Origin of the sequence: Achromobacter sp. Root170 (genome assembly GCF_001428165.1) — a bacterium.
GTDB lineage: Bacteria > Pseudomonadota > Gammaproteobacteria > Burkholderiales > Burkholderiaceae_B > Achromobacter > Achromobacter mucicolens.
The window spans coordinates 57,573-81,279 of record NZ_LMHN01000016.1; the positions used below are offsets into that span (position 1 = coordinate 57,573).

The following is a 23,707-nucleotide window of genomic DNA, read 5'->3' on the forward strand; positions in this document are numbered from 1 at the left end:
TGCAAGAGGGGGAGCGAGCTTTAGAAATCTTTCGATGTGCGAGCTTGCGCGAGGTCAAGAGAATGGACGCTTTTTTTCGTGGCGGTTCGGCGTTGCTGCACTTGGCTGGCATCTGGCTTTTCGCATCTCCGAGGCCGCGCACGGGTTACGGAGCTTGCAATGCATTTCCCCCTTTCCCCGGTTGTCGCGCTCGCCGCCACGATCCCGGCCTTTCCCTTGATGGTGTTGGCGGCCCCGGCAGCGCCTATCCTCATTGATGATCCGGAAGGCAACACGTCGATGGAGGTGTTCCCCGGCGCGAGCATCATGGTCAACAACGGAGACGCAATCCGCGTCAATAACCAGGGCAACAGCGTCTTCGTCAACGGCATCACTGTGACCGCGGAGGCAGACGCCCGAGGTGCGCATGCCCAAGACGGTGGCTCGATCACGATCGTGGACAGCACGATCCAGACGCAAGCCGGGCCTGCATTGTCCGCGTCCCTGGAAGATAGTTTTGTCCACGCCGGCATTTCCCTCATCTCCTCGGAGGCAACGGCCGTGCTTGCGACCGATGCGGGCCGCATCAATCTGCTTGGCGGAACCGTGTCGGGATCGGGCGGGTTCCAGGGGACCGTCCGCGCCTCCGATGGGGGCGTCATCACGGCAAGTGACCTGCAGATCAAGAGCATTGATCGCAATGGCGTCAACAACTATGGCGTGCGCGTCCAGTTTGGCGGGCGCGTCGAACTGTCCAACGTCATCGTGTCCAGCGTGGATGACATGGGCGTGGCGACGGGGGCGGACCTGTCGGTGCAGGACGGCACGCTGTTGCTGACCGACAGCCACGTCAAGGCGGGCGGCACGGAAAATGCCACGGCGGCATCCATGCATATCTCGCAAAATGCCATCGTCACCGTTCAAGGAAGCACCATTGAAGGCCAGATATCCGTTATCGATGGTTCCAGCCTGACCATGACGGATACGGTGGTTGCCGGTCCGCATTCGGTGGACTTCGGCGTTCTTTTGTATAACGAGTCGACGCAAACCGGTGCGTCGTCGGCGTCTTTGACGAACGTGACAATCGGCAGCGAAGCCGTCGCGTTCAACGAGGGCGTCACGGTGATGAACAACCATGCGATGACCGGACAGAACCTCGACATCCGTGCGAACTTGTATGCGATCCGAAGCCGCAATGGGGCGGTACAGATTGAAGGCGGGACCTTGCGCGGAAGACGGGCCGGCCTGTATGCGCACTCGACCGATGACACGGCGACAACAACGATCGATGCCGTGGGAACGCATATCCTGGCCGAAGTCATGAATGGGGTAGGCGTGAGTGCCAACCATCGTGGCACGCAAGTGACATTGGACGGCGTTACCGTGGACGTGTCCGGCATCACGGGCGCAGCGCTTCGGGCAACCGACGAGGCACGCATCGACGCTGTCAATTCACAGTTGAACGGGCAATCCACAGGCTCGATCGGCGTGCAGATGCTTGGAAACATCGGCGCCGGCGACACGGCAGTTTCGCTGAGCGGCACGCAAGTCATCATGACCGGTCAGAACGCAAACGGCGTGCAGAGCGTGCGCTACGAGCCGCAGGGCGCCAACTCGCTCGTATTGGCGGGCGGCAGCAACCTTCAGACCCACGATGGGGTGGGGTTTCTCGTCAGGGGCGGAGACCACGACATCACCGTCCAGAACGCGACCGTGGTGGCCCGAGCCGGCGGCGACGAAGCCAGCGGAATCCTGCTTAGAACGCAGGCGACCCCCAGCGCGGGAATCGTCCCCGGGCAACCGTACCAGACGCAACGCGTCACCCTGAACGCCATAGGCGCGCTCATGACGGGCGACGTGTTGACCGCCGACAGCGGCCGCGTCGACATTGGCCTGGCCAGCGGCACTGAGTGGACCGGCGCGGTGCGCGCGGGGCAGGGTTCGGTGGACAGCGTCGAGTTAGACGCCAGCAGCGTTTGGAACGTGCGCGGCGATTCAGCCGTCAAGACCTTGACCAACGCGGGTGTCGTGCGGTTCGTGTCTCCCGGTGCGCAATCCGGATTCAAGACGCTTACCGTCTCCGACTACATCGGCGGCGGCACCTTGGTCATGAATACCCAGCTGGGCGACGATACGTCCCTGACCGACCGGCTCGTCGTGGACGGCGGCGCGGTCACGGGCACCACCGGGCTGCATGTCTTGAACGCCGGCGGCGCAGGCGCGTTGACCACGCAAGGCATCCGGCTCGTGCAGGCCACCAACGGGGCCACGATTTCAGGCAATGCTTTTTATCTGGACGCCAACTCGACTGGCTACCGGCCCTCAACCATCAGCCTCGGTTTGAATGGCTACGACTATTTCCTGGTTCAGGGCGGCACGGGCGGCGTGGCGTCCGATTGGTATCTGACGTCGACGACGCCGCCGGAAGAAGGCGGCGCCACGGATCCGGGCGGTCAGACGCCGCCCGGAAGTGGCATTGAAACGCCGCCTGGCAGCGGCATTGAGACGCCTCCCGGCAGCGGCATTGAGACGCCTCCTGGCAGCGGCGTTGAGACGCCTCCGGGCAGCGGCATTGAGACACCGCCTGGCAGCGGCACCGAGACGCCGCCGGGCAGCGGCACTGAGACTCCTCCCGGCAGCGGTATCGAGACGCCTCCCGGCAGCGGCACCGAGACGCCTCCTGGCAGCGGCACTGAAACTCCGCCGGGTAGTGGCCCCGAAACGCCTCCCGGCAGTGGCGCCGGCACGCCCGGTTCTGCGCCGGGCAAGCTGCAGAATGTCTCACCGGAAAACGGTGCGCATATTGGCAATCAGGTCGCGGCGACCCGGATGTTCGTGCATCGCCTGGCGGATCGGACCGTGGCGCAAACGTCGGCAGGTCAATCTGCGCCCGCCAGCGCGTCCCGGCAGGTGTGGGCGCGTACCGAGGGCGCGCGGCACACCGGCATGAAACTTAACGAAGGTCAGGTAAGCATCGACACCGACACCGCCATGCTGCAGATGGGCGCCGACCTCGTGAGCACGCGGCTTGGTCAGCAGGGCGTCCTCAAGGCAGGGGTCATGGCCGGCGCGGGCGAGGCGCGCACGAACGCCACGTCTCAACTCATCCACCCGGGCACTGGCATGGCGCTGCGTGCCGATGCCCGAGGCAAGGTCACCGGGTATTCGGTGGGCATTTACGCCACCGCTTACGCCGACGATGCCACCCGCTTGGGCGCGTACGCCGATTCGTGGTTGCAGTTCGGCCGCTATTCCAACGAGATCAGTAGCGAACTGGGCTCGGCCCGATACCGTTCGAACACCTGGACGGCGTCGGTGGAAGCGGGATATGCGTTCAAGCCCTTCGCCGCCGATTCCGCGTTGGGTGCGATGGTCGTCGTGCCGCAAGCGCAACTGGCCTACACGCGATACGACGCCCAGGACGCTGTGCTGCCCAGCATGACACTGAAAAACTCACCCGCCAGTTCAGTCACTTCGCGCGTGGGTGTCCGCGCATACCCGCTTGGCAACGACGCCGCCACGTCCCCGGTGCGGCCTTACGTCGAAGCCAATTGGCTGCACAACTCGGGCAGCGCGAAAGCCAACGTGGGCGCATCGACCTTCCAGGCAACGCCCATGCGCGACGCCGCGGAACTGCGAATCGGCGTGGCAGGCAATGTCCGCGAGTCGTGGCAGGTAAGCGGCGAGCTGTTTGGCCAGGCTGGAAACGGCGGTCAGCGGGGCTACGGCGGCATGCTGAACGTCGGGTATCGCTGGTAACCACAAGCCGCGCAGGCCGCGCGCCATGCGGGCGGCCTTTGCCAGCCGGGGCTGTCTGCGCTCCCACGTCAGGCACCCCGGCGATTCACGCTGCGCGCTTGTTGAAGATCACCAGCGACACGCCGGTCAACACCAAGGCCGATGCCGCGATCAGCAACGCGGTCATCGGTTCCTCCAGGAACACCGTCCCGCCCAGCGCCGCCAGCACAGGCACGCTGAGCTGCAGGGTGGCGGCGCGCGTCACGGTCAACTGCTTGAGCGCGGCGTACCAAAGGATGTAGCCCAGCCCCGAGGTCACCGCGCCAGAGGCCACCGCATAGGCCGCGCCGGCGGTATCGAACCGAACATGGGAGGCGGCCATTTGCGCAAGCAGCAGCGCCACCGCAAGGGGCGCTGCCCGGATGAAATTTCCGGCTGTCGCGGCGGCCGGGTTCTTTGCGCCTCGGCCCAACAGCGAATAGATGCTCCATGCCACCCCGGACAGAATCATCAGCAATCCGTAAAACACCGGTGGCGCATTGGCGCTGGGCCACATCAACGCGACGAGTCCGGCAACCGCCAGCGCCGTGCCGGCCCATTGCATCGCCGCCAACCGTTCCCCGGCCACAAGGCCATAAAGAATCATGCTGATCTGGATCGCCCCGAAAAGCAGCAGGGCGCCTGTGCCCGCAGGCACATGCGTATAGGCATACGAGAACGCGAGCGCATAACCCAGCAGCGACAGCGCGCCCGCCCACGTGCCTTCGACACGCCCGGTCTGCCGGCGAAGCGCCATCAAGAAGCACAGCATCAGCGCGCCCGACACGATGCGGATGGCGAAGAAGGTGGTGGGATCAATGGCTGTCTGCTTGAGCGCGACCCGGCAAAGCAGCGAGTTGCCGGCAAAGGCCAGCATGGCCAATAGGGTGAGCGCGAAGAGGCGGAAGGTCATGGCGAAGGACGCGGCAAGCCTTGGGGTACCAGTCTTCAGTGGGAACGGCTTACGGCTATCGTACGCCTGGCGAGAGGCCGGCTCTACGTGCGCCGCCGCAAACCGCTGCCGCTTCCTTTACTGCGCGGCCTGGGCGGCCTCGCGAAAGCGCTGCACCAGCGCGGACCCATCCTCCGAACGATACGCCAGCAACACCTGGCTTTGCGCATCCGGCGTGTCCAGCTCGCGATAGGCCACACCGGGAATGCCCGTCTTCATGTAGGTGTCGGGCAAGATCGAGATGCCCATCCCCGCCGCCACCAGGCCGATGATCGTCGCACCTTCGCGCGCCTCCTGGCCCACTTGCGGCGCGAAGCCCGCCCGGCTGGCCAGCACGCCAACGTGGTCGAACAAGCCGCAGCCCAGCCCGCGCGGAAACAGGATGAAGGACTCGTCCGCCAGGTCGGTCATCGACAACGGCGCGTTGCGGCGCGCCAGCGGATGCGATTGGGGCAGCGCGGCCACCAGCCGGTCGGTCCACAGCGGCAGCGTCGCGATATTGGGCGGCGGCACGAACAGAATGGACGGACGCAGAAAGCCCACGTCGATGTCCTTGGACGCCAGCGCGCGCAGTTGCTGTCCGGTGGATTGGTGGCTCAGGTCCACACCCACGCCCGGAAAATCCGTGCGAAAGGCGTGCACGATGCGAGGGAACGCGTCGAACATCGGCACAGACGCCGTGAATGCCACGCGGATCTCGCCGGTTTCACCCAGCGCGGACTGCCGCACGACCTCGCCCGCGCGTTCCAGATGCGCCAGCGCGCGGCGCGCCTGATCCAGAAACAACGCGCCCGCCTGCGTCAGTTCCACGCTGCGGCTTGTGCGCGTCAAGAGCGGCGACCCCAGCTCTTCTTCCAGCGCCTTGATCTGCAGGCTGAGGGGCGGCTGGCTCACATGCAGCCGGCGCGCGGCCTGGCTGAAGCTTAGTTCCTCGGCGACGGCGACGAAGTAACGCAGTTGGCGAAAATCCATATCGATTTGGAAAGCAAATAGATCGTCGTGGAAAACGGTATTGGACGGTATGAGTGTACAGCGCGCATCATGCGCCCATACCAACACGCATAACGACACAGGAGACAACCATGAAGGCTTACGCGCCATCCCGGTCCCGCCGCACCTTTGCCGCCGCCGCAGCAGTAAGCGCCCTGATGGCCGCCATGCTGGCGCCGCTGCCGGCAGTCGCCCAGGGCGCCTATCCCGACAAGCCGATCCGCATCGTGGTGCCCTACGCCGCGGGTGGCGGGGTCGACATCGTCACCCGCCTGGTCAGCCAGAAAATGGGCGACGCGCTGAAGCAGACGATCATCGTCGACAACCGCCCCGGCGCGGCGACGAACATCGGCATGGACGCGGTGGCGCGCGCCCCGGCGGACGGCTACACGCTGCTGACCGCATCGAACACGCTGGCCGCCAACGGCGCGCTGTTCTCCAAGCTGACCTTTGACCCCGCGCGCGACTTCACGCCGGTGGGCGCGATCGGTTACGCGCCGCTGGCGGTGGTGGTGCCCGTCGAATCGTCGTTCAAGACCTTGAAGGATCTGACCGAATACGGCCGCGCGCACCCGGACAAGCTGACCTACGCGTCGGCCGGCAATGGCAGCTCGGGCCATCTGGCCAGCGAACTGCTCAAGCGCGAGAGCGGCATGAAGGCGCTGCACGTGCCGTACAAGGGCGGATCGCCCGCCGTGACGGATCTGTTGGGGCAGCGGATCTCCTTCATGTCGATCAATCCGCTGGAAGTCGTCTCACACGTCAAGGCGGGCAAGCTGCGCGCGCTGGCCGTGCTGGACGACGAGCCGGCGAGCATGCTGCCCGACGTGCCCACCGTGGTGTCGCAAGGCCTGCCGGGCGCGATGGCCACGGTGTGGTGGGGGCTCATCGGCCCCAAGGATCTGCCGCCCGACGTCACCGCAAAGCTCAACGCCGCGCTGCAATCCGCGCTGAATGACCCCGACGTGAAAAAGCGCTTTGCCGAGATGGGCGCGGTGGTCACGCCCGGCTCGGACAAGCAGTTTGGCGAATTCGTGGCGGCTGAGACCACCAAATGGACCAAGGTCATCAAGGACGCGGGCATCAAGGCCGATTGATGGCCTTTGCGCCAGCCCGGGGCCGCGGCGCGGTCCGCGGGCGAAACACTGCATAAAGGAACTGAAATGGAACGGCAAAAGAACGCGCTGGTCGTCAGCGCGCACTCCGCGGACTTTGTGTGGCGCGCAGGTGGCGCCATCGCGCTGTACGCCAAGCGCGGCTGGAAAATCACCGTGGTGTGCCTGTCGTTTGGCGAACGCGGCGAATCGGCCAAGCTGTGGAAGCAGCCCGGTATGACGCTGGAGCGGGTCAAGGCCGACCGCCGCGACGAGGCGCGCTTGGCCGCCGGCATCCTGGGCGCCGACATCCGCTTCATGGACTGCGGCGACTATCCCTTGCGCGTATCGGACGAGGCGCTGTTCGAGCTGGTGGACGTCTACCGCGAATTGCAGCCGGAGTTCGTGCTGACGCATTCCCAGAAAGACCCGTACAACTTCGACCATCCGCTGGCGACGCACGTGGCGCAGGAAGCCCGCGTGATCGCGCAGGCGCATGGGCATCATCCGGAGCAAGCGGTGCTGGGCGCCCCGCCCGTATTCCTCTTTGAGCCGCATCAGCCCGAACAGTGCGAGTGGAAGCCCGAAGTGCTGCTGGATATCTCCGAAGTTTGGGACCAAAAGCGCCGGGCATTCGAGACCATGGCCGCGCAGGAACACCTGTGGGAGTACTACACCCGCGTCGCCCTGCAACGCGGCGTGCAGGCGTCGCGCAACTCGAACCTGAAGATTAAATACGCCGAGGGCTACCAGCGCGTTTTCCCGCAGGTCACTGGAGAGTTGGGTTGAGCCTCGCGGTCAGGAACATCGAGCGGGCGGACAGCACGGTCATCGCACGCTTGGCGTCGGCAGGCGTCGCCACCGCGCACGAAGCGCAGCAACGCACCGGCCTGTTGCAGCCCACGCTGCGGCCCATCTACGCTGGCGCATCCATCGCGGGCAGCGCGATCACGGTGCTGGCGCAGCCGGGCGACAACTGGATGCTGCACGTCGCCATCGAACTCTGCCGGCCTGGAGATATCGTCGTGGTGGCCTGCGCGTCGTCCAATGAAGACGGCATGTTCGGAGAGCTTCTGGCCACTTCCATGCGTGCCCGGGGCGTGCAAGGACTGGTGATCGACGCGGGCTGCCGCGATGTCGCCGCGTTGAAGGACATGCAGTTTCCGGTGTGGTCCAAGTGCGTATCGGCCAAGGGCACGGTCAAGGCAACGCCGGGATCGGTGAATGTGCCGGTCGTGTGCGCTGGGGCGCTGGTGCAACCCGGGGATGTCGTCATCGCCGACGATGACGGCGTGTGCATCGTGCCGCGTGCGCAGGCGGCGCAAGTGGCCGATGCCTGCGACGCGCGCCTGCGCAACGAGGCAGACAAGCGCAAGCGGCTGGCCGCCGGGGAACTAGGGCTGGATATCTACGGCATGCGCGAAAAGCTGGCGGCTGCGGGGCTGGTTTACGTGGAGCGCACCCCGGGGGGCTGAAACGCCGGCGCTGCTTACCGGGTGGGCGTTAGCGCTGCCCTTGCGCGTCCACCGGTCCGGTTACGGTAATCACCAACGGGACGCCATTGATTTCGCGGGGCAGGCGCGCCGCGACGTTGGCGTCCGTCACGCCCACGGCAAGCGCTTCTTCGCCGGGGCGCCCCGTGGTGACGCCCACCGAGACGACGCCCGGCGTGGCAAGCAGCCTTGCTTCCTCGCTGGCGAGTGTCTGACCAGCGGCGCCGGCCGGCCGCGTTTGATCCGGGTTGTATTCGACGGCGCCTGCGCCGGAGAAGTCGGGTCCGGGTTTTCGTGTGTCGCTCATGGCTCCAACTCCTCGTGCTTCGGATATGGCTTGATAAGCGGCCGCCCTGGTTGGGCAGGGCGGCCGGAACGTCAATCAGGGCAATAGCCTGATGTTCAGTGCGGACAGCACGGAGGCAATCGGATTGGCAAACGTCGTGCCGCCGCCGCCCGCAAACAGCAAAGCGACGGGTCGCACCCCGGATGCCCAGTGCCAGATCAGCGAACCGGAATCGCCGCCCGCGGAGAACGGGTTGGCGTTGACGGACTGAATGGCAATCTGATTACGGAACAGCGCGACGCGGCCGCCGCCGTAATTGACGTTAACCGACACGCCAATCTGTGTCACGCGGCCCTGAGTCAGACCCGTGGTACGGCCGCTTTTGCCGACGATCAGCCCCAGCGACGCGGCAAGCGGCGCCGTGCCGGTTTTGTAATACGCGGCGCTGCCCCCCGATAAATAATATTGATCACCGCGGATACGCTCGTGCCACGCCCAGCCGAATGCGGCGTCCACAAAATTCGCCGCGCCGCCAAATGCAATGGGAACCCAGCGTGCCAGCACGGCAATCTGATCGCCCGGATGCCGGCCACCGTCCGCCGTCCCCGGCTGGATGATGCTGTCGTTCACGCTGGCGACGTTGGAGTTTGCCAGCACGTGGTTGTTGCTGAGGATCAGATGGCGATTGGTCCACGGCGCCGTCAGCCCGATCGCCCGGCTTCCGAGCGTACCTGCCGTGACGTTGACGTGACCGACCGACACGCCCGCAGGCGCGGGCCGATGCCGAGCGCGATGCGAATACGCGTCCACCACGCCCACCGGCACCTGCTGCACCGGCACACTCGATAGGGCGCGTGTACCTGCCGCCTGCGCCACCTGGCCAAGCACCGCCTCCTGCGGCATGGCGCTCTCGGTGAAGATCGTCAGCACGGGCTCACCGGGCCCGCCCGGTCCGAATGTGACATTGGTGGGGTCCGGCAGTCCTATGCCGACCCCGACGATGCCTTCGGAAGAGCCCGCATCCGAAAGCGTCCGGAATTCACCGGACGCGGTCAGCAACTGCGCCTCGATCGCGTCCCGCAGCGCCAGCAGATCATTGGATACGCCCGCTTCGGCAAATACGGCTTGTTGTTCCGCCTCTTGGCCCAGCGCTTCGAGCCCGGCGGCGTCAGAGTCCGGGTTCTCGGGCGCCCCGGAAGCGGACTTGCCGTTGGCCGGCCCGCCTTGGTCTTCTTCGCCCGGGTTGTCCACCCGTGGGGTGTTGTTGTTCTTTCCTGACATGACAGTGTCCTCCAACTGATTGGGTAAGCGTTAGCTAGAACCGTGTGATTGCCACTAAATGGTTTGTCGATGGCTCCTTGTGATGGATGGCCGGTCTGGCCGGACAAAAGCAGCCCCAGCCCGCGGGCGCGCCTTGCGGCGAGCGCACCTGGCAGTTGGCGGCGGGCGGATCGGGGCTGGAGAGAAATGTCGGGGAGGGGCTCGGAGAAGGCGGCAGGGCTGGACGCCGCGCCACCGGCGTGTGCTGCGGTAGCCCGCCGGCTATCGGCCTCGGCGCTCCGCAGGAAGGGGAAACGCGCGGCAGTCCGCCCGATGCGCGGGCTGCCAGGCGCTTCAAGCCGCGGGATCTGGCGGCGGATTAGGCCTTTTGAGCGGTCATGCGGCCATTATTTGACGGTGCCCCGCGCTTTGGTATGGACAACTTTTGGTATGGACATCAAGCGATTGGCGGTGGCGGATGAGATCCGGATTTCGCGACATTGATGCGTCCGCACCACATCCAGACAAACCCGCGTGGCGATATGTACTAAGAATGATTATCATGCGCGTTTTGTATAAAAGAACGCATGGGGTGGGGCTGTGGGTAAAGCATCGAATGGCCGTCAAGGCAGGCGGAAGGGCGTCGCCCGGGCGGTGAAACAGGCGTTGGCGGGCAGCGCCGCGCTTTATGCCGCCTCGGTATCGGCGCAGACGCAGGCGCCGGCCGCGATCACCGTCCTGCCCACCGTTACGGTGACCAGCGCGCCTGTCGCCCTGGGCGAGGCGCCCGCGCCCATCGCCGGCGGTCTGATCGGCGGCGGCGCCCGCATGGGCATCCTGGGCAACACGTCCGTCATGGACACCCCGTTCAGCGTCACCAGCTATACCGCCCAGACGATCGAGAACGAGCAGGCCCGGTCGGTCGCCGACGTGGCCACCATGGATCCGTCCGTGCGCATGAGCAGTGCCCGTTCCAACATCAACGAAGACCTCACCATCCGCGGCTTCAATGTGCCGACCGCGGACTTCGCGTTCAACGGCATGTTCGGCCTGACGCCCTATTGGCGCGCACCGGTCGAGACCCTGGAACGCGTGGAGATCATCAAGGGACCGTCGGCGGCGCTCTTCGGCATGACGCCTGGCGGCAGCGTGGGGGGTGTCGTCAATCTGGTGCCCAAACGCGCCACCGATGAGCCCATCACCCGGGTCACGGGCTCGGTCATGTCGGACTCCGTCTTTGGCGTGCATGCCGACGTGGGACGCCGCTTCGGTCCCGACAACGCGTTTGGCATCCGCGTGAACGGGATGCTGCGCGACGGCGACACGCCAATCAAGGACCAGTCGACACGCGAAGCGCTGGGGTCGGTTGCGCTGGACTATCGGGGTGAAAAGCTGCGGTCCTCCCTGGACCTGATCTGGCAGAAGGAACGCATCGACAACGTCGTGCGCCAGTTTCAGCTTGGTGCGGACCTGACCTCGATTCCCGAGGCGCCTAGCAACAAGAATCCGTATCCTGGCCTGGGCTGGAGCGACGGCCGCAATACCGCCGGCGTGTTCAAGATCGAATACGACATCACCGACTACCTGACTGCCTACGCAGGCTACGGCCAGCGCAAGCTGGACTGGGACGCCTTCGCCGCCAACCCCGTGTTGCAGAACACGCAGGGCGATTACTCCTTCTTCGGCGGCTGGCAGCGGATGACGGTGGACAGCAAGTCCACCGAAGCCGGCCTGCGCAGCAACTTCAAGACCGGCCCCGTGAGCCACAAGGTCGCCTTCAGCTACACGCTGCTGGACCAGAAGTCCGATCTGGGTTTCTACACCGGTTTCCCGCCGGGCAATTCCAATATCTACGCCGGCAACATCTTCGACACGCCGTCCATCTCCGGCATCAGCAATCCGCTTAACCGCTACCAGAGCACCAAGCTGACCAGCTACGCGCTGGCCGACACCCTGGGTTTCATGGACGACCGGCTGCAACTGACGCTGGGCGCGCGCCGCCAGAACGTGCAGGGCCAGAACTACAACTTCGCCAACGGTGAGCCCAGCGGTCCGCGCTATGACAAGAGCGCCACCACGCCGCTGGCCGGCGTCGTCTTCAAGGTGCGGCCGGATCTGTCGGTCTACGCCAGCTACGTCGAAGGCCTGTCGCAAGGCGACACCGCGCCTACCAGCGCGGCCATCACCAATCCAGGCGAAACGCTGTCGCCCTTCAAGTCCAAGCAGAAAGAACTCGGCGTCAAGTACAACCTGAACGACGACATGCTGGCCACTGTCGCGCTCTTTGAGTTGACCCGCCCCAGCTCCGGCATCTCGGGCAACACCTTTGGTGAATTCGGCGAACAACGTAACCGAGGCGTCGAAGCGAGCTTTGCCGGCGAAGTCGCGAAGGGTGTGCGCCTGTTGGGCGGCGTCAGCTACATCGACGCCGTCATCAACAAGGCCACCACGCCTGGCCTGCAGGGCAACAAGGCCATCGGCGTGCCCGACTGGCAATTCAACCTGGGCGCCGAGTGGGACACCCCGTTCGTCCCGGGCCTGACGGTGTTGGGCCGCGTCATCTACACCGACAGGACGTATGCCAACGCCGACAACACCTTGTCGGTGCCAAGCTGGACCCGCGTTGACGCCGGCGCCCGCTACGAGACCAAGATCAGCGGCACGCCCGTCACCTTCCGCTTCAACGTCGAGAACCTGTTCAACCGGAACTACTGGGGCACCGCCACGGCAGGCTACCTGTTCGTGGGCTCGCCGCGCACCTACACGTTCTCGACCAGCATCGCCTTCTAAGGAAGCCGAGATGTCCACGCAAGCCTGGTCCTGGATACACAAGTGGAGCAGTCTGGTCTGCACGGTCTTCATGCTGCTGCTGTGCCTGACCGGACTACCCCTGATCTTCCACGAAGAGATCGAGCACCTGTCGGGCGTGGTCGAAGCGCCGCCCATGCCCGCCGGCACGCCCAACGCCAGCATGGACCAGATCGCCCAGACCGCGCTGGAGCGCCGCCCGGGCGAAGTCATCCGCTATATGTTCTGGGATCAGGACGAGCACCCCGACATCACGTATGTCTCCATGGCCAGCGCCGTCGACGCGCCGCCCGAGGAAAACAATGCCGTCGTCATCGACTCGCGCACGGCCAAGGTCCTGGACGAACCGGCCACCGACGAAGGCTTCATGTACGTCATGCTCAAGCTGCATACCGACATGTTCGCCGGCTTGCCGGGGATGCTGTTCCTGGGCGCGATGGGCCTGTTGATGGTGGTCGCCATCGTGTCCGGTGTGGTGCTGTATTACCCCTTCATGCGCCGCCTGAAATTTGGCGCGCTGCGCACCCAGCGCAGCACCCGCGTCAAATGGCTGGACTGGCATAACCTGCTGGGCATAGTCACCGTGGTGTGGCTGCTGGTTGTTGGCATCACGGGCAGCATCAATACGCTGAACCGCGTCGTGCTTAGCCTCTGGCAGATGGACCAGATGGCGGAAATGACCGCGCCGTTCCGCGGCCTGCCGCCCGTCACGCAGCCCGCGCATCTGGAAGCTTCCATCCGCACGGCACGCGCCGCCGTGCCGGACATGGCGGTGAGCCTCGTCGCGTTTCCGGGGACGATGTTTTCCAGCCCGCATCACTACACGTTCTTCATGAAGGGCAACACACCCGTGACCTCGCGCCTGCTAAAGCCCGCGCTGGTGGACGCCACTAACGGCGAGCTGACCGACACGCGAGAGATGCCCTGGTACGTGAAGACCCTGTTCCTTTCGCAGCCGCTGCACTTTGGCGATTACGGCGGCATGCCGCTCAAGATTCTTTGGGCGGTGCTCGATCTCCTTGCGATCGTGGTGCTGGGTAGCGGGCTGTATCTGTGGCTGCGCAAGCCCAAGGCGGCAACGGCTTCGAAATCGTTGACCCCGGATGCCGCAGAGACCGCCGGCGCGTTGCGGCAGGGGGATCGGCAAGGGGCTGCGCAATGAGCAAGAACGTTGATGCGCGCGCCGCGCGAACCGAGAACCTGCAAACGGCGGGCGAGGTGTTCCGCGTGCCGATCTGGCTAGGCGTGGCCTCGGTGGTGGGGCTGGTGTCGGCGCTGCTGGGCGATGGGGTGTGGGACGGGGTGTCGTGGTTGGCGATCTTTGCGCCGATCGGGGCGGTCTGGTGGGCTTGGCGGCGCCGGGGCGGATAGGGCCGCCTTCTGATTCGGCCTGCCCGGCGTCAATGGCGCGCGGCCATCAGCGTAAGCACATCGTTCAGCGAACGTACGGACTCCGCTGAATTCGATGTTGCCGCGTGCCGGTCCAGATGATACCCGTGCATGCCGAATTTCCGAGGCCCGATCATGTCGGCCTCGATGGTGTCGCCGATCATCAGGACTTCATCGGGCTGGCAAGCAATGCCCTCGCACAGATACTGATAGATCTCGGGCTGCGGCTTCACTGCCCCGGCCTCGTACGACCAAGCGCAAAAGTCCGGCTGAAACGGCAGCAAGTCCAGGACGGGCGGGCCGTACGGCGCCGCCAGGTTGGAACAGAGCGCCACCGTGATGCCGCGCGCCTTCAGTGCCAGCAACGTTGGCGCAGCGTCCGGGAACAACGTGATGGATTCGATCTCTTCGCGCAGCTCGGCTTCGAGTGCGTTCAGCGCATGTTCGCTGATCATCCCGCCAAACAAACGGGCAGCTTGCCGCAGGTCGATCGCACTGCTCATCGCCCGAATGCCGTCGTCGCGTTGGCGCGGGCGGCCCGCTTCCTGCAGCAGGCGGACCAGCTTGCGGAACGGACGGGTTGGCCGATCGATGTTGACCAAGGTTCCGAATACGTCGAATGCCACGGCCTTGATTGCCATTGAACCTCCTGCGCCAATGAAGCTTTCCGTTGGTCGGCCGGATCGTGATGCCCAGCCTGTCTGCGACGGAATTCTAGCGGTAAAGGTGCGGCAGCTTGATTGCTCCCCCGGTCTGCGCGCACGCATGGGAGGCAGGAGCACCAGTTGAGGGGCTACTCGTCGCGTTCGACCGTGACGAATATGCCGTCGGCTTCATTCAATCCGCGACCCGCCGGCAGGATAAATACCGACACGTCATCGGGCAGATGGGACGCTAGGGCTTTCAGCCGTTCGCTGACGACGTTCTCCAAAGAATCGCGGCGTGCCTCCGCGGACATAGAAAGGCTTAACCCAACCTTGTTCCAGGCTTCCCAGGATCCCGGCGCTTGCAGGTATGCCAATGTCGCCCATTCCGATGGGTTGACGACGGTGCCGTCCGCCAGCTTTGGGGGCGCATCGCTCCAGGCTTCGAGCTTCTCGCGTGTGGCGCCGGAATAGATCCACGCATGGGGCGGGCGGATTCCCTGTGCGGACTGGGCGGAAATCCCCAGTTTGGAGGCCAGCGCCTCCAATGCCTGATCCGTGGACAGCTTGGCTTCCCGAAGCCGCGCGGGGTCGATCGAAAGCCACAGCTGGATGGGTTCCGGCACATTGCTCCAGACCTGGTTGATGGTTTGGTTATCGCCAATGCCACGACCGATCTTGTCGGCCACCAGTTGTTGCAGCTCGGGCTTGCTGAGACGCGGGCTGGCCACCAGCAGGTAGAGATCCGCGCTGGGAACGGCGCCCCATACTAGGGTTGGCGGCTGGACGGCATCTGGTGGCGTGGCCTGCGTGGCACTTGCGGGCAGGTAGAGGCAGAGGGCCAATGCGGCAAGCAAACTGCAGCGCTTGGTCTGTAAGCGGGAAATCCAGGTGTTCAGAGGCATACGGGCTTAGTTATTCAAATGCTGGTGAATCTCATGCGCGGTGGTTAAGAGCGGTGATTCGACGGGCATGATCGTTGTTTCGAGGTCATGTATCGAAGCGCGCTTCGCGCTTCTGACGCTAGATGATCCGTGGATTATCCCAGGCAACAAAAAACCCGCGGCGCGCTAGCGGGTGCGGGTTTGAGATACCGCCTGATAACAATCCCAGAACGATTTCTGGTGCCCGGGGCCGGAATCGAACCGTCACGCCTTGCGGCGGGGGATTTTGAGTCGGTGTTTTACAGTGTTTCTACTGGGAAATGGGGCAAATTCTAGCGTAGGTTGAAATAGGTGAAACCAGTTTCAAATCCGTAGGTTAGCGTATTTTACCGAAACTGCTTAAAACTGGTCACTGTACCTGTACTGTACCGAAATTTCGGTACAGTAGCTCGGCTAGCTAGCAAGTAGGGGCGAATAATCTCACGTCCAAAACTGGTTAAGCCCATTCTCGGATTGAGTAACGCCCTTCGCGTTCTTTAAATGCTCTATCACCACCCTCCAGAAGCGTGCACACTGCTTGCCGTATTCCTTTTGCAGATGAGTCTGCCTCATTGTGCTCCAACGAACCTGCAATGTAGCTTATGTTCGGGTACGCTTGAGTGGAGACTCTGTCAGCCAGTGCAACAATGATCTGTTCTGCATCCGTAGCCACAACCAAATTTGGATTGTGTGTTACCAACACTATTTGCCTTTTTTTCTTGGCGGTGCGGATATATGGAACGAGCTGCGAGTAGATGGACGAATTGTCCAGATTGCCCTCAGGTTGATCAATAATCAATGGCCGTCTGTCATCTTCGTCCATGAGCAAATATAGAACGAGAAGCGCGATTCCACGGGTTCCAGGTGACAGGTGCTCTAAGGATGTGCCGCCGTACCTGATCTTATAGGTCGTTCCTACGTGATCGGTCGAATACATCCAGTCCAGAAGGTCTAGAAGTTTCAAACTTGGAGAGGCATGTTTCTCCATGAATTCAATTGGGGAAACAATGTCTGAGAATTCTGCCATCGCGTTTTCAATTTTAGTTTGATCTCCGCTTCCCCATGCAGGGGATAATGTATCAATAACAAATTTTTCAATAGCATCCTTTTTCGCGGAAGACGCTGGTCGCCGCCCATCGAAAAAACGATTCGCTTTCTCTAGCCAACTAGAATGATCAATTCTATAGCCGGCAGACAGTTCGAATTTCATCTCTGCGCCGAGGCCATCAAGCTGTTGCTTCATCGGAGCATAAAGTTCTTGAAGGCCTTTCTCATCTTCGGTTAGCGCCTCAAAATACTTCAGATAAAGTTGAGTCCTCTCTTGAGAACGCTGCGCAAGAAGTTTGGCCGTTTTATCGTCAATTTCTTCTATTTCTCTTGTCAGCCTTTTTACGGTCGCTTCCTGCGTGGAAATCTGTTTCTGCAAATCCAAAAGGCGTTTTCGATTGGTCTCATCCTTGCTGAGAGATTCTTGCAGCAGTCCTATTCTTGATGTTATATCAAATATACTGTTGCCGTGCGGTGTGGCGGACTCCGCTCCTCCACGCAAAACAGATATTTCTTTTTCTATTCTATCCGACAAGGCGTTTAATTCACCTTCAATCGAGTCATCCCAACTTGGCTTGAGCCTAGACGCTTGGTCCTCTGATATGACCGCTTTGAATTGTGATGATTCAATCAGGTCTCTCAATAGTCGATCTGTGTTTTCTTTTAACTCTGAATAAGACCTTAAGAAATCCTCCACACTGCGCTTGGCTCTGCTTTTCTTGGATAATTCAAGTTCTACTGCTTTCAGGCCTTTTTGTTCATCGTCCAGCCGCTTTAATGCTTCGCCATCAGCCGCCTCAACAATTGATGGCAGTTGTTTCCTCATTTCCTCAATTTGTTGATTTGTCTGGTCGCGAGTTGCTACCTTCGATGGACGTTGCTCAATATGGGTATGTAATCTTTCTATCTCGCGATGGAGCGAAAAAATCTGGCCTCGAAAATTGTCTTGGCGGGCTTGTGAGGCCGACTCCCGGGCAGCTCGAAGCTCTTCAAACGTAGAGTAGTCTTCCTTATGGACCTCATCCAGATGAGAGAACACTACTTCTTCGATTGCTTCTTGCAGTTCACTACCTTGATGATCTACAGAGCAAAGACGTTCTACAAAATCCTGTGAAAGATACCGAACTAAGGGTTTAGGGGTTTGGTAGGGCCTATCTGTAAGCACGCCCGTTGTTTTTGTTCCAGAGCCCCATATCAACTCGACGTTGACTCCAGCCAAGTGAAGTCTACCCTTTGATATAAAAGACGATTGCGATTTTATATCCACAGGAACCCCGGATGCGAAAGCAATTAAATCTGCTATTGCGGTTTTTCCGGCACCTTTCTCGCCAATCACAGTCACCAAGCCGGGGTTCAGTTCGATAGAGGTCTCTGCAAACCATCCGTTAGATTGCGTAATCCGGATTTTTTCAATAACACGGCTGGAGTCAGAGAGTTGAGGTTTTCCCGCTCCTATATTCACTCTGGAGTCAGGCTCCCATAAAACCTGTCGTAACCCTTCGAATGTGGGATCTGACTTAATCCAGCAATGACGATCGTCATCCGGCTTGAACATTTTCTTGATTTCGTGAGCGTCGGAGCCATGAAGACATGGCTTCAGCCCTTTGTACATCCGGATTATTTCCTCTGCATCTGTCCCAATTTTTTTGCCCAAATAATAGGTCCTGTCGTTTGGGTTCCCTGAGAAGATAAAATCGGCGTGTTTGAGTAGTTCGTCTCGAATGGCGGAAAATCCGTCAATGGGCAGCCCACTGATGCCATCTTTTCCGTTGGCAATGCCCACAAGGCAGTTGCTTCGTAGCCAGCCCTCAGCCTTGAGCCAGTCAATGATCTTTTCGTAGGATGGCTTAAATTGCTGAATGCCAAATTTATAAGCCTCTTCCTCATCCTTAATGGAGGGGTTCTGTGCTTTGGCAAAACTAATTAGATCTTCACGTATGCACCCGTAAGCATGTTGCCCCTCTGGTGTCGTATACGTCACTTTTAGATTTCTAAGGGCACGCTTGATTTTTGCTATGTGGTCGGGGTCTGAAGGGTCAATCAGTATGTGTATATTTAGAGCTTTGCCGTCTCTTGTTGGGGGCATAGCTCGAAACTCGATATTAGGGATAATGAGTTCCACGGAGGATAGGCGTGGATTTTCCGCGCAAGTTCTTGCCGCAAAAATTTTTTCATACCCGTCTATTGACATGTAATCTGTGATACCAATTACAGCTATTTCTTGCTCGTTGGAGGCCTTTTCTAGGCTTGATATATAGTCTTCCCAAGATACTCCAACAAATGAGGCACCTAGCTTACTTTCCGGAGTATGGACATGTAGGTCCCAACGTCTCCATTGGGAACCTGTCGAAAAGGCTGAGGCCTTAATCTCATTTTTATTCACTTATTGCTCCCGTTGAAAGTATCGTGCATATCCAAAGCGGCACATATTTATCGGTGTGCTGAAAGTTATTTGGGTGCAGGTGTTACAGACAGCGCATTACAAAAACCGGCGACAGCCTATCCTGCACTATTCTCCGAATCCTAAATTCCTTCGTCATGACGAAGACTTTGGGAGCGCTAATGCGTCATCGCGTGGCTGCACAAACTCTTGAAGGCTTATCTGACCATCGACGAAACGCTGAGCGTGAGCCTCATCTGCTTCACTGAGCGAGAAACCTTCTAGACCGACGGAGGCCCGCGCATAGTTAACTGCCGATTGCCGGCGGCTGCGTTCGGTATCCGATATGGTTTTGGGGGGCTGTTGCCTGCATTTACCCTTGCCAGCCATGGTGTCTCCTTGCCGTAGGTAACTCGATCTTACAAGAAGTGTGGGTAATTTGGTTTAGGTACGCGCAGCCACAGAGGTGGTGCGCTGAAATTGTCTTGGTTTACCTGCTATGGACCCGAATATCGGCTGCGTACCAGCCGTAGTTTCCAAAGAGGCTTTGCCTCTCTGGACTCTCCACCCTCGCCGGCGGGAGCCTCGGGAGCAGGGGTTGCGGGCTCTGGCCCGGAACTCCTGCCCCCGGGCATAGCGTGGGGCGCTCCTGCCGCGTTAAGGGGCCGTGTCCTCGCCCTGTGGGCTGCGGGCCGCACCAACCCCTTGACCCGTCAGCCGCTCGACGGCACTGCTACTGACGTCGTTTGGCCGGAAGAGGTGTCAAGGGCGAGGCCGGAAGCCGCAGCCTGAAGCGCAGCTCAGGGAACGGGTGAGGATCCAGGGCGACCCCTTCACCCTTGATTCCTCTGGAAGCCATGCAGCCTGTCCCGCCGGGGGGAGACACAAGGCGAAGCCGCTGGGCCTGCCCCCGCGGTCAGTCCGGCAGGAACGGACGCGGGATGCAACCGAAGGGGTGGCCCAAGCGTAGCGCGGAGATATGTGCGCCCATGAATGAAAAGGCCTCGCTGATGGCGAGGCCGATGCGGACGCCCACATGCACGTCACTTACTGTTGACGGAGCCGCCCGTTGCCGGTCCCCAGTTCTCGCCCATGTTCTGCAAGACGTGTTGCCGATAGGCTGGGTTCCACATGGTGTTGCCTGCAATCATGAGGTTGGTTCGGCCAGCGGCAACCATCATGCCCGAGTGCATATTGCGCGACGTCGTCGCAGGGTTCACCACGGCGGCATTATTCTGCGCGATGGTCCTGAATGTCACGGCGTCAAAGGCGACGCCGCCAGCCCGTCTTGCACCTACACCCCTCGCTTTTCTCTGCACGAACAAATGATCAAGGGCAAGAATAGCTTTCAAACGGGCTATGGACAGCACATCATCGAAGCTCGGGAGGGATGTTTAGTATTTCTGAGAGATATCGAGCGCCGTTGTGGAGATGCGCGAAGGTAGGTTCGTTATCAAGGTTGAGCGCGTGATCGCATCTGCAAAACCGGAGATTAGGCCGAAGAAAGAGCTCCACACTCGCGTTTAAAAAGGGCCGTTAACTATTATGATTTGATCGACCGATCTTGCGAGGACGTAGCGAACATGACGAGAGGCGATCCGGCCGATAAGATGAGCGGCGGTGGAATTTTTGTCCGGCAGCCAAGACGCTCTAGGCGGCGGGTTCACGAGTTGGTGACCCTCTTAATGCTCGCGACGGTGCTCCTGGCCATGACGCTTTATGGTGGGTTGCTGCTGGAATTGATCTCCGATTCCATGAGGTCAGACGAAAAGCAGTTGGCAAGTTGGATGCAAGGCTTGATCGCCCTCGGAGCCTTAGGGGTCACGACGCTCTTCATGTGGTTGCAAGGGCACAGCCAAATTGGAGCTCGGGCGGATGAACTTGACGATGAGTTTTATCGAAATGTAGCGAGCTTTACGATAATTGCCGAGCGATTGCTTGATCGCATAAAGGATGGGCATAGTTGGGTCTATTCAAATGACAACCGGGTCGGCCCGAATTTTTTGCTGAGGCGACTGCAAGAAGCTCCGTTCTATGCATTCCCCAGCGGAAGAGCTTTGACGCTCGCAATGTCCATCGCGGACCAGTTGACCCAGATTCTTCAACATAGAAGCCAAGAGAGCATAATTCTTGCGCAGTATGACGACGGGCGTTCAATTCACCTCCATCAGGCTGTGCGGGCCGTCGAGTCGGAGCTCCGAGCTCTACAGTTGACCGCCGCGGATTGGGTACCGACGTACAAAGGGCGATTCATTCGGAAAGCGCTGGGACGCATGGTTAGAAAGCCTCAACGCGAATTCAGTTAAAGCTCAAAATTCTGGTGGGGATGGCCGAACGGTCTAACAAACCACTTACCGCCACGGGAGCTTCTAACTGTGCGATGAAAGAGTGTGCCTATACCAAGCACTAGCGTATAAGCCTGATCCAGGCATCGATCACTCTAGAACCTGTCCGAAGCGGCCCGTGCGAGCACCTGATGAACCGAGTAGGCGACGTTCTGCTAACCGATGCCGCGAAGGCGACAGCGATGCCTGTACTCACACCACGCAGTTTCTCAACAGCCGTTGCCGGCTTACTCCGGGGCGATCAATACTCGGCCGTCTATCACAAGGAATTACCAGAAAGTCACTACGAAGTTCGAGGCCTGAGCTTCCACTTATCCGAAGATGATCACGAGCCCTTCATCGCGAATTTCGATCGGAGACGCGGGTAAGATTTCGGAGAACATATTGGCGCTGTCCGACATGACCAAAACGAACGCAGGTCAGTGCCATTTGAATGTCTTCGTAAGAAAGACTATGCACGAAACCGCCTTTGAATTTACAGAATTTATTCTTCGGGCGAAAAGGCGGCTCGAGGATCGCTTCGAGCTGAGAGCCTGGTTCCAGCCTGCGCTTTCGATTGAGAACCTGGCAGTGATGCCTATGAGGCGAGTCGCCGACTGACGTTCGAACTCGTCGTCAGCATACTGAAGGAAGTACTGATTTTGATGGTGCCCGGGGCCGGAATCGAACCGGCACGCCTTGCGGCGGGGGATTTTGAGTCCCCTGCGTCTACCAATTTCACCACCCGGGCTAGGGGGTCGCGAGCGCGTCCAAATGACGGCTGCGGGAGATGCGAAGACCGCGATTATATGCGGTCTTTGGCATCTTGTCAGGCGAGGGCCGGGCGGCCCTGCCGTTCAGGGGGCTGGCCAGGGGCAGCATACCCCCGACGCGCACCCCATCGATCCTTACTTCTTCTCAGGCAGGAACCAGTTCATCACCAGCGCGCAAATCCCGCCGGTGGCGACGCCCGATTCCAGGACGCTCTTCACCGAGTGCGGCAGGTGCGACAGGATTTCCGGCACTTGCGACACTCCCAATCCCAGCGCCAAAGACACGGCGATGATGAGCAGCGCACGACGGTCCAGCTGGATGCCCGCCAGGATGTTGATCCCGGACGCGGCCACGGCGCCGAACATCACCATGGCTGCGCCGCCCAGGACGGGTTCGGGCACGGCTTGCAGGACGCCGGCCACGACCGGGAACAGGCCCAGCAGGATCAGCATGCCGGCAATCCACACGCCGACATGACGGCTGGCGATGCCGGTCAGCTGGATGACGCCGTTGTTCTGCGCGAATACCGAGCTGGGGAACGTGTTGAAAACGCCGGCCAGCAGCGAGTTTGCACCGTTGACCAGGACGCCGCCTTTGATGCGCTGCATCCACAGGGGACCTTCAACCGGCTGCTTCGATACCTTGCTGGTGGCGGTGACGTCGCCGATGGCTTCCAGGGACGTGACCAGGTAGATGATCAGCATCGGCACGAACAAGGCCCACGAGAAGCCCAGGCCGAAGTGCAGGGGGACCGGCACCTGGAAGAGGGCGGCTTCGCGGGCGCCGGTGAAGTCCAGGCGGCCCATGTAGGCGGCGGCGAGGTAGCCGACGGCCAGCGCCAGCACCAGCGCGGTGCTGCGGATCCAGACGACCGGGACGCGGTTGAGCAGGATGATGGTGCCCAGGACGAGGCCGGACAGGGTCAGGTTCTCGGCGCTGGCGAAGGTGCCGTTGGCCATGGCGCCGAAGCCGCCGCCCATGCTGATGAGGCCGACCTTGATGAGGGTCAGGCCGATCAGCAGCACGACGATGCCGGTGACGAGCGGGGTGATGAGGCGTTTGACGAAGGGCAGGATGCGGCTGATGCCCATTTCGACGAAGGAGCCGGCGATGACGACGCCGAAGATGGCGGCCATGACGGCTTCGACCGGCGTGCCTTGCTTGACCATGACCGAGCCGCCGGCGATCAGCGGGCCCACGAAGTTGAAGCTGGTGCCCTGCACGATGAGCAGGCCGGCGCCCAGGGGGCCGAAGCGCTTGCACTGGACGTACGTTGCGATGCCGGAGATGACCAGCGACATGGAAACGATCAGGGTGGTGTCGCGGCTGCTGACGCCCAGCGCCTGGCAGATGAGCAGCCCGGGGGTGACGATGGGGACCAGGATGGCCAGCAGATGCTGCAGGGCGGCGACGAAGGCGACGGGCGGCGCGGGGCGGTCGTCGGGGCCGTAGACCAGGTCGTGGGGGGCGTCGGCGTCGTCGGGCGCACCGTGGGGGGCGGGTTGGGAGAGGGAGGCGGGTTGCATGGCGGGAGGGCCGGCCGGGGAGGGGGAGGTGAGAAAAGTGCGGGATTTTAACGGGGCCAGC

The 23,707-nt window shown here is 61.3% G+C and carries 19 protein-coding genes and 1 tRNA gene; 9 read left to right on the forward strand and 11 right to left on the reverse strand.

The window, feature by feature from the left end; genetic code table 11:
• Positions 1 to 159 precede the first annotated feature (159 nt).
• Positions 160 to 3,738: an autotransporter outer membrane beta-barrel domain-containing protein gene (locus ASD87_RS18345; RefSeq protein WP_056324804.1), complete on the forward strand. Its 3,579-nt coding sequence runs from the start codon at positions 160 to 162 to the stop codon at positions 3,736 to 3,738.
• Positions 3,739 to 3,823: 85 nt separating this feature from the next.
• Here ASD87_RS18345 and ASD87_RS18350 read toward each other — a convergent pair whose 3' ends face one another.
• Together ASD87_RS18350 and ASD87_RS18355 are read right to left on the reverse strand one after the other, a co-directional pair.
• Positions 3,824 to 4,669, reverse strand: coding sequence for a DMT family transporter (locus ASD87_RS18350; protein ID WP_056324807.1), 846 nt, complete (start codon positions 4,667 to 4,669; stop codon positions 3,824 to 3,826).
• Positions 4,670 to 4,786: 117 nt separating this feature from the next.
• Entirely contained in the window at positions 4,787 to 5,680 is an 894-nt protein-coding gene (locus ASD87_RS18355; RefSeq protein ID WP_056324810.1) for a LysR family transcriptional regulator, read from the reverse strand.
• A gap of 110 nt (positions 5,681 to 5,790) precedes the next feature.
• Between ASD87_RS18355 and ASD87_RS18360 the strand changes: the two genes are divergently transcribed.
• The 3 genes from ASD87_RS18360 (at position 5,791) to ASD87_RS18370 (ending at position 8,267) form a co-directional block, all read left to right on the forward strand.
• Entirely contained in the window at positions 5,791 to 6,795 is a 1,005-nt protein-coding gene (locus tag ASD87_RS18360) for a tripartite tricarboxylate transporter substrate binding protein (protein ID WP_082586344.1), read from the forward strand.
• Positions 6,796 to 6,861: 66 nt separating this feature from the next.
• The gene (locus ASD87_RS18365) at positions 6,862 to 7,581 is read left to right on the forward strand and encodes a PIG-L deacetylase family protein (protein ID WP_056324812.1); all 720 of its coding nucleotides are present in this window, start codon (positions 6,862 to 6,864) and stop codon (positions 7,579 to 7,581) included.
• Positions 7,578 to 8,267, forward strand: coding sequence for a 4-carboxy-4-hydroxy-2-oxoadipate aldolase/oxaloacetate decarboxylase (locus ASD87_RS18370; protein ID WP_056324815.1), 690 nt, complete (start codon positions 7,578 to 7,580; stop codon positions 8,265 to 8,267). Before ASD87_RS18365 ends, ASD87_RS18370 begins: the two co-directional genes overlap by 4 nt.
• A gap of 28 nt (positions 8,268 to 8,295) precedes the next feature.
• Here ASD87_RS18370 and ASD87_RS18375 read toward each other — a convergent pair whose 3' ends face one another.
• Both ASD87_RS18375 and ASD87_RS18380 read right to left on the reverse strand, forming a co-directional pair.
• Positions 8,296 to 8,592 carry a hypothetical protein gene (locus ASD87_RS18375; protein WP_056324817.1) on the reverse strand — a complete coding sequence of 99 codons (297 nt, stop codon included), beginning with the start codon at positions 8,590 to 8,592 and terminating at the stop codon, positions 8,296 to 8,298.
• Positions 8,593 to 8,667: 75 nt separating this feature from the next.
• Complete coding sequence (locus ASD87_RS18380; RefSeq protein WP_218895224.1) at positions 8,668 to 9,852, reverse strand: S1 family peptidase; 1,185 nt, start codon at positions 9,850 to 9,852, stop codon at positions 8,668 to 8,670.
• A gap of 633 nt (positions 9,853 to 10,485) precedes the next feature.
• On the opposite strand from ASD87_RS18380, the gene ASD87_RS18385 reads away from it, so the two are divergent.
• The 3 genes from ASD87_RS18385 to ASD87_RS18395 are packed head-to-tail and all read left to right on the forward strand — an operon-like array spanning position 10,486 to position 14,010.
• Positions 10,486 to 12,621 carry a TonB-dependent siderophore receptor gene (locus ASD87_RS18385; protein ID WP_235512749.1) on the forward strand — a complete coding sequence of 712 codons (2,136 nt, stop codon included), beginning with the start codon at positions 10,486 to 10,488 and terminating at the stop codon, positions 12,619 to 12,621.
• A gap of 10 nt (positions 12,622 to 12,631) precedes the next feature.
• Positions 12,632 to 13,801, forward strand: a complete 1,170-nt coding sequence (locus ASD87_RS18390) for a PepSY domain-containing protein (RefSeq protein ID WP_056324825.1) — start codon at positions 12,632 to 12,634, stop codon at positions 13,799 to 13,801.
• Positions 13,798 to 14,010 (forward strand): hypothetical protein, encoded by a 213-nt coding sequence (locus ASD87_RS18395; protein ID WP_056324828.1) that lies wholly within the window; start codon positions 13,798 to 13,800, stop codon positions 14,008 to 14,010. Before ASD87_RS18390 ends, ASD87_RS18395 begins: the two co-directional genes overlap by 4 nt.
• Before the next feature lie 29 nt (positions 14,011 to 14,039).
• On the opposite strand, the gene ASD87_RS18400 is transcribed toward ASD87_RS18395, so the two are convergent.
• From ASD87_RS18400 to ASD87_RS18410, 5 genes are all read right to left on the reverse strand, one after another.
• A complete protein-coding gene (locus ASD87_RS18400; protein ID WP_056324831.1) occupies positions 14,040 to 14,669 on the reverse strand; it encodes an HAD family hydrolase in 630 nt (209 codons plus the stop codon).
• A gap of 152 nt (positions 14,670 to 14,821) precedes the next feature.
• Complete coding sequence (locus ASD87_RS18405) at positions 14,822 to 15,577, reverse strand: hypothetical protein (protein ID WP_056324833.1); 756 nt, start codon at positions 15,575 to 15,577, stop codon at positions 14,822 to 14,824.
• 475 nt (positions 15,578 to 16,052) lie between these two features.
• On the reverse strand, positions 16,053 to 19,025 hold the full coding sequence (locus tag ASD87_RS26670) for a TrlF family AAA-like ATPase (RefSeq protein WP_082586346.1): 2,973 nt from the start codon (positions 19,023 to 19,025) through the stop codon (positions 16,053 to 16,055).
• Between the two features lie 153 nt (positions 19,026 to 19,178).
• The gene (locus tag ASD87_RS26675) at positions 19,179 to 19,412 is read right to left on the reverse strand and encodes an antitoxin VbhA family protein (protein WP_082586347.1); all 234 of its coding nucleotides are present in this window, start codon (positions 19,410 to 19,412) and stop codon (positions 19,179 to 19,181) included.
• Between the two features lie 653 nt (positions 19,413 to 20,065).
• Positions 20,066 to 20,392, reverse strand: coding sequence for a hypothetical protein (locus tag ASD87_RS18410; RefSeq protein ID WP_235512750.1), 327 nt, complete (start codon positions 20,390 to 20,392; stop codon positions 20,066 to 20,068).
• Positions 20,393 to 20,605: 213 nt separating this feature from the next.
• Here ASD87_RS18410 and ASD87_RS18415 point away from each other — a divergent pair, with 213 nt between their 5' ends.
• Positions 20,606 to 21,328, forward strand: coding sequence for a hypothetical protein (locus tag ASD87_RS18415; RefSeq protein WP_056324839.1), 723 nt, complete (start codon positions 20,606 to 20,608; stop codon positions 21,326 to 21,328).
• 423 nt (positions 21,329 to 21,751) lie between these two features.
• Positions 21,752 to 21,967 carry a hypothetical protein gene (locus ASD87_RS18420; RefSeq protein ID WP_156403465.1) on the forward strand — a complete coding sequence of 72 codons (216 nt, stop codon included), beginning with the start codon at positions 21,752 to 21,754 and terminating at the stop codon, positions 21,965 to 21,967.
• 45 nt (positions 21,968 to 22,012) lie between these two features.
• On the opposite strand, the gene ASD87_RS18425 is transcribed toward ASD87_RS18420, so the two are convergent.
• Positions 22,013 to 22,097 (reverse strand) — tRNA-Leu (locus tag ASD87_RS18425).
• Positions 22,098 to 22,254: 157 nt separating this feature from the next.
• The gene (locus tag ASD87_RS18430) at positions 22,255 to 23,646 is read right to left on the reverse strand and encodes a uracil-xanthine permease family protein (protein ID WP_056324844.1); all 1,392 of its coding nucleotides are present in this window, start codon (positions 23,644 to 23,646) and stop codon (positions 22,255 to 22,257) included.
• Positions 23,647 to 23,707 lie beyond the last annotated feature (61 nt).

Excerpts from the sequence above, each read along its gene's own strand:
- ASD87_RS18345 (WP_056324804.1), top strand. The coding sequence starts at position 160 with ATGCATTTCCCCCTTTCCCCGGTTGTCGCGCTCGCCGCCACGATCCCG.
- ASD87_RS18350 (WP_056324807.1), bottom strand. The coding sequence starts at position 4,669 with ATGACCTTCCGCCTCTTCGCGCTCACCCTATTGGCCATGCTGGCCTTT.
- ASD87_RS18355 (WP_056324810.1), bottom strand. The coding sequence starts at position 5,680 with ATGGATTTTCGCCAACTGCGTTACTTCGTCGCCGTCGCCGAGGAACTA.
- ASD87_RS18360 (WP_082586344.1), top strand. The coding sequence starts at position 5,791 with ATGAAGGCTTACGCGCCATCCCGGTCCCGCCGCACCTTTGCCGCCGCC.
- ASD87_RS18365 (WP_056324812.1), top strand. The coding sequence starts at position 6,862 with ATGGAACGGCAAAAGAACGCGCTGGTCGTCAGCGCGCACTCCGCGGAC.
- ASD87_RS18375 (WP_056324817.1), bottom strand. The coding sequence starts at position 8,592 with ATGAGCGACACACGAAAACCCGGACCCGACTTCTCCGGCGCAGGCGCC.
- ASD87_RS18380 (WP_218895224.1), bottom strand. The coding sequence starts at position 9,852 with ATGTCAGGAAAGAACAACAACACCCCACGGGTGGACAACCCGGGCGAA.
- ASD87_RS18390 (WP_056324825.1), top strand. The coding sequence starts at position 12,632 with ATGTCCACGCAAGCCTGGTCCTGGATACACAAGTGGAGCAGTCTGGTC.
- ASD87_RS18395 (WP_056324828.1), top strand. The coding sequence starts at position 13,798 with ATGAGCAAGAACGTTGATGCGCGCGCCGCGCGAACCGAGAACCTGCAA.
- ASD87_RS18400 (WP_056324831.1), bottom strand. The coding sequence starts at position 14,669 with ATGGCAATCAAGGCCGTGGCATTCGACGTATTCGGAACCTTGGTCAAC.
- ASD87_RS18405 (WP_056324833.1), bottom strand. The coding sequence starts at position 15,577 with ATGCCTCTGAACACCTGGATTTCCCGCTTACAGACCAAGCGCTGCAGT.
- ASD87_RS26675 (WP_082586347.1), bottom strand. The coding sequence starts at position 19,412 with ATGGCTGGCAAGGGTAAATGCAGGCAACAGCCCCCCAAAACCATATCG.
- ASD87_RS18415 (WP_056324839.1), top strand. The coding sequence starts at position 20,606 with ATGACGAGAGGCGATCCGGCCGATAAGATGAGCGGCGGTGGAATTTTT.
- ASD87_RS18430 (WP_056324844.1), bottom strand. The coding sequence starts at position 23,646 with ATGCAACCCGCCTCCCTCTCCCAACCCGCCCCCCACGGTGCGCCCGAC.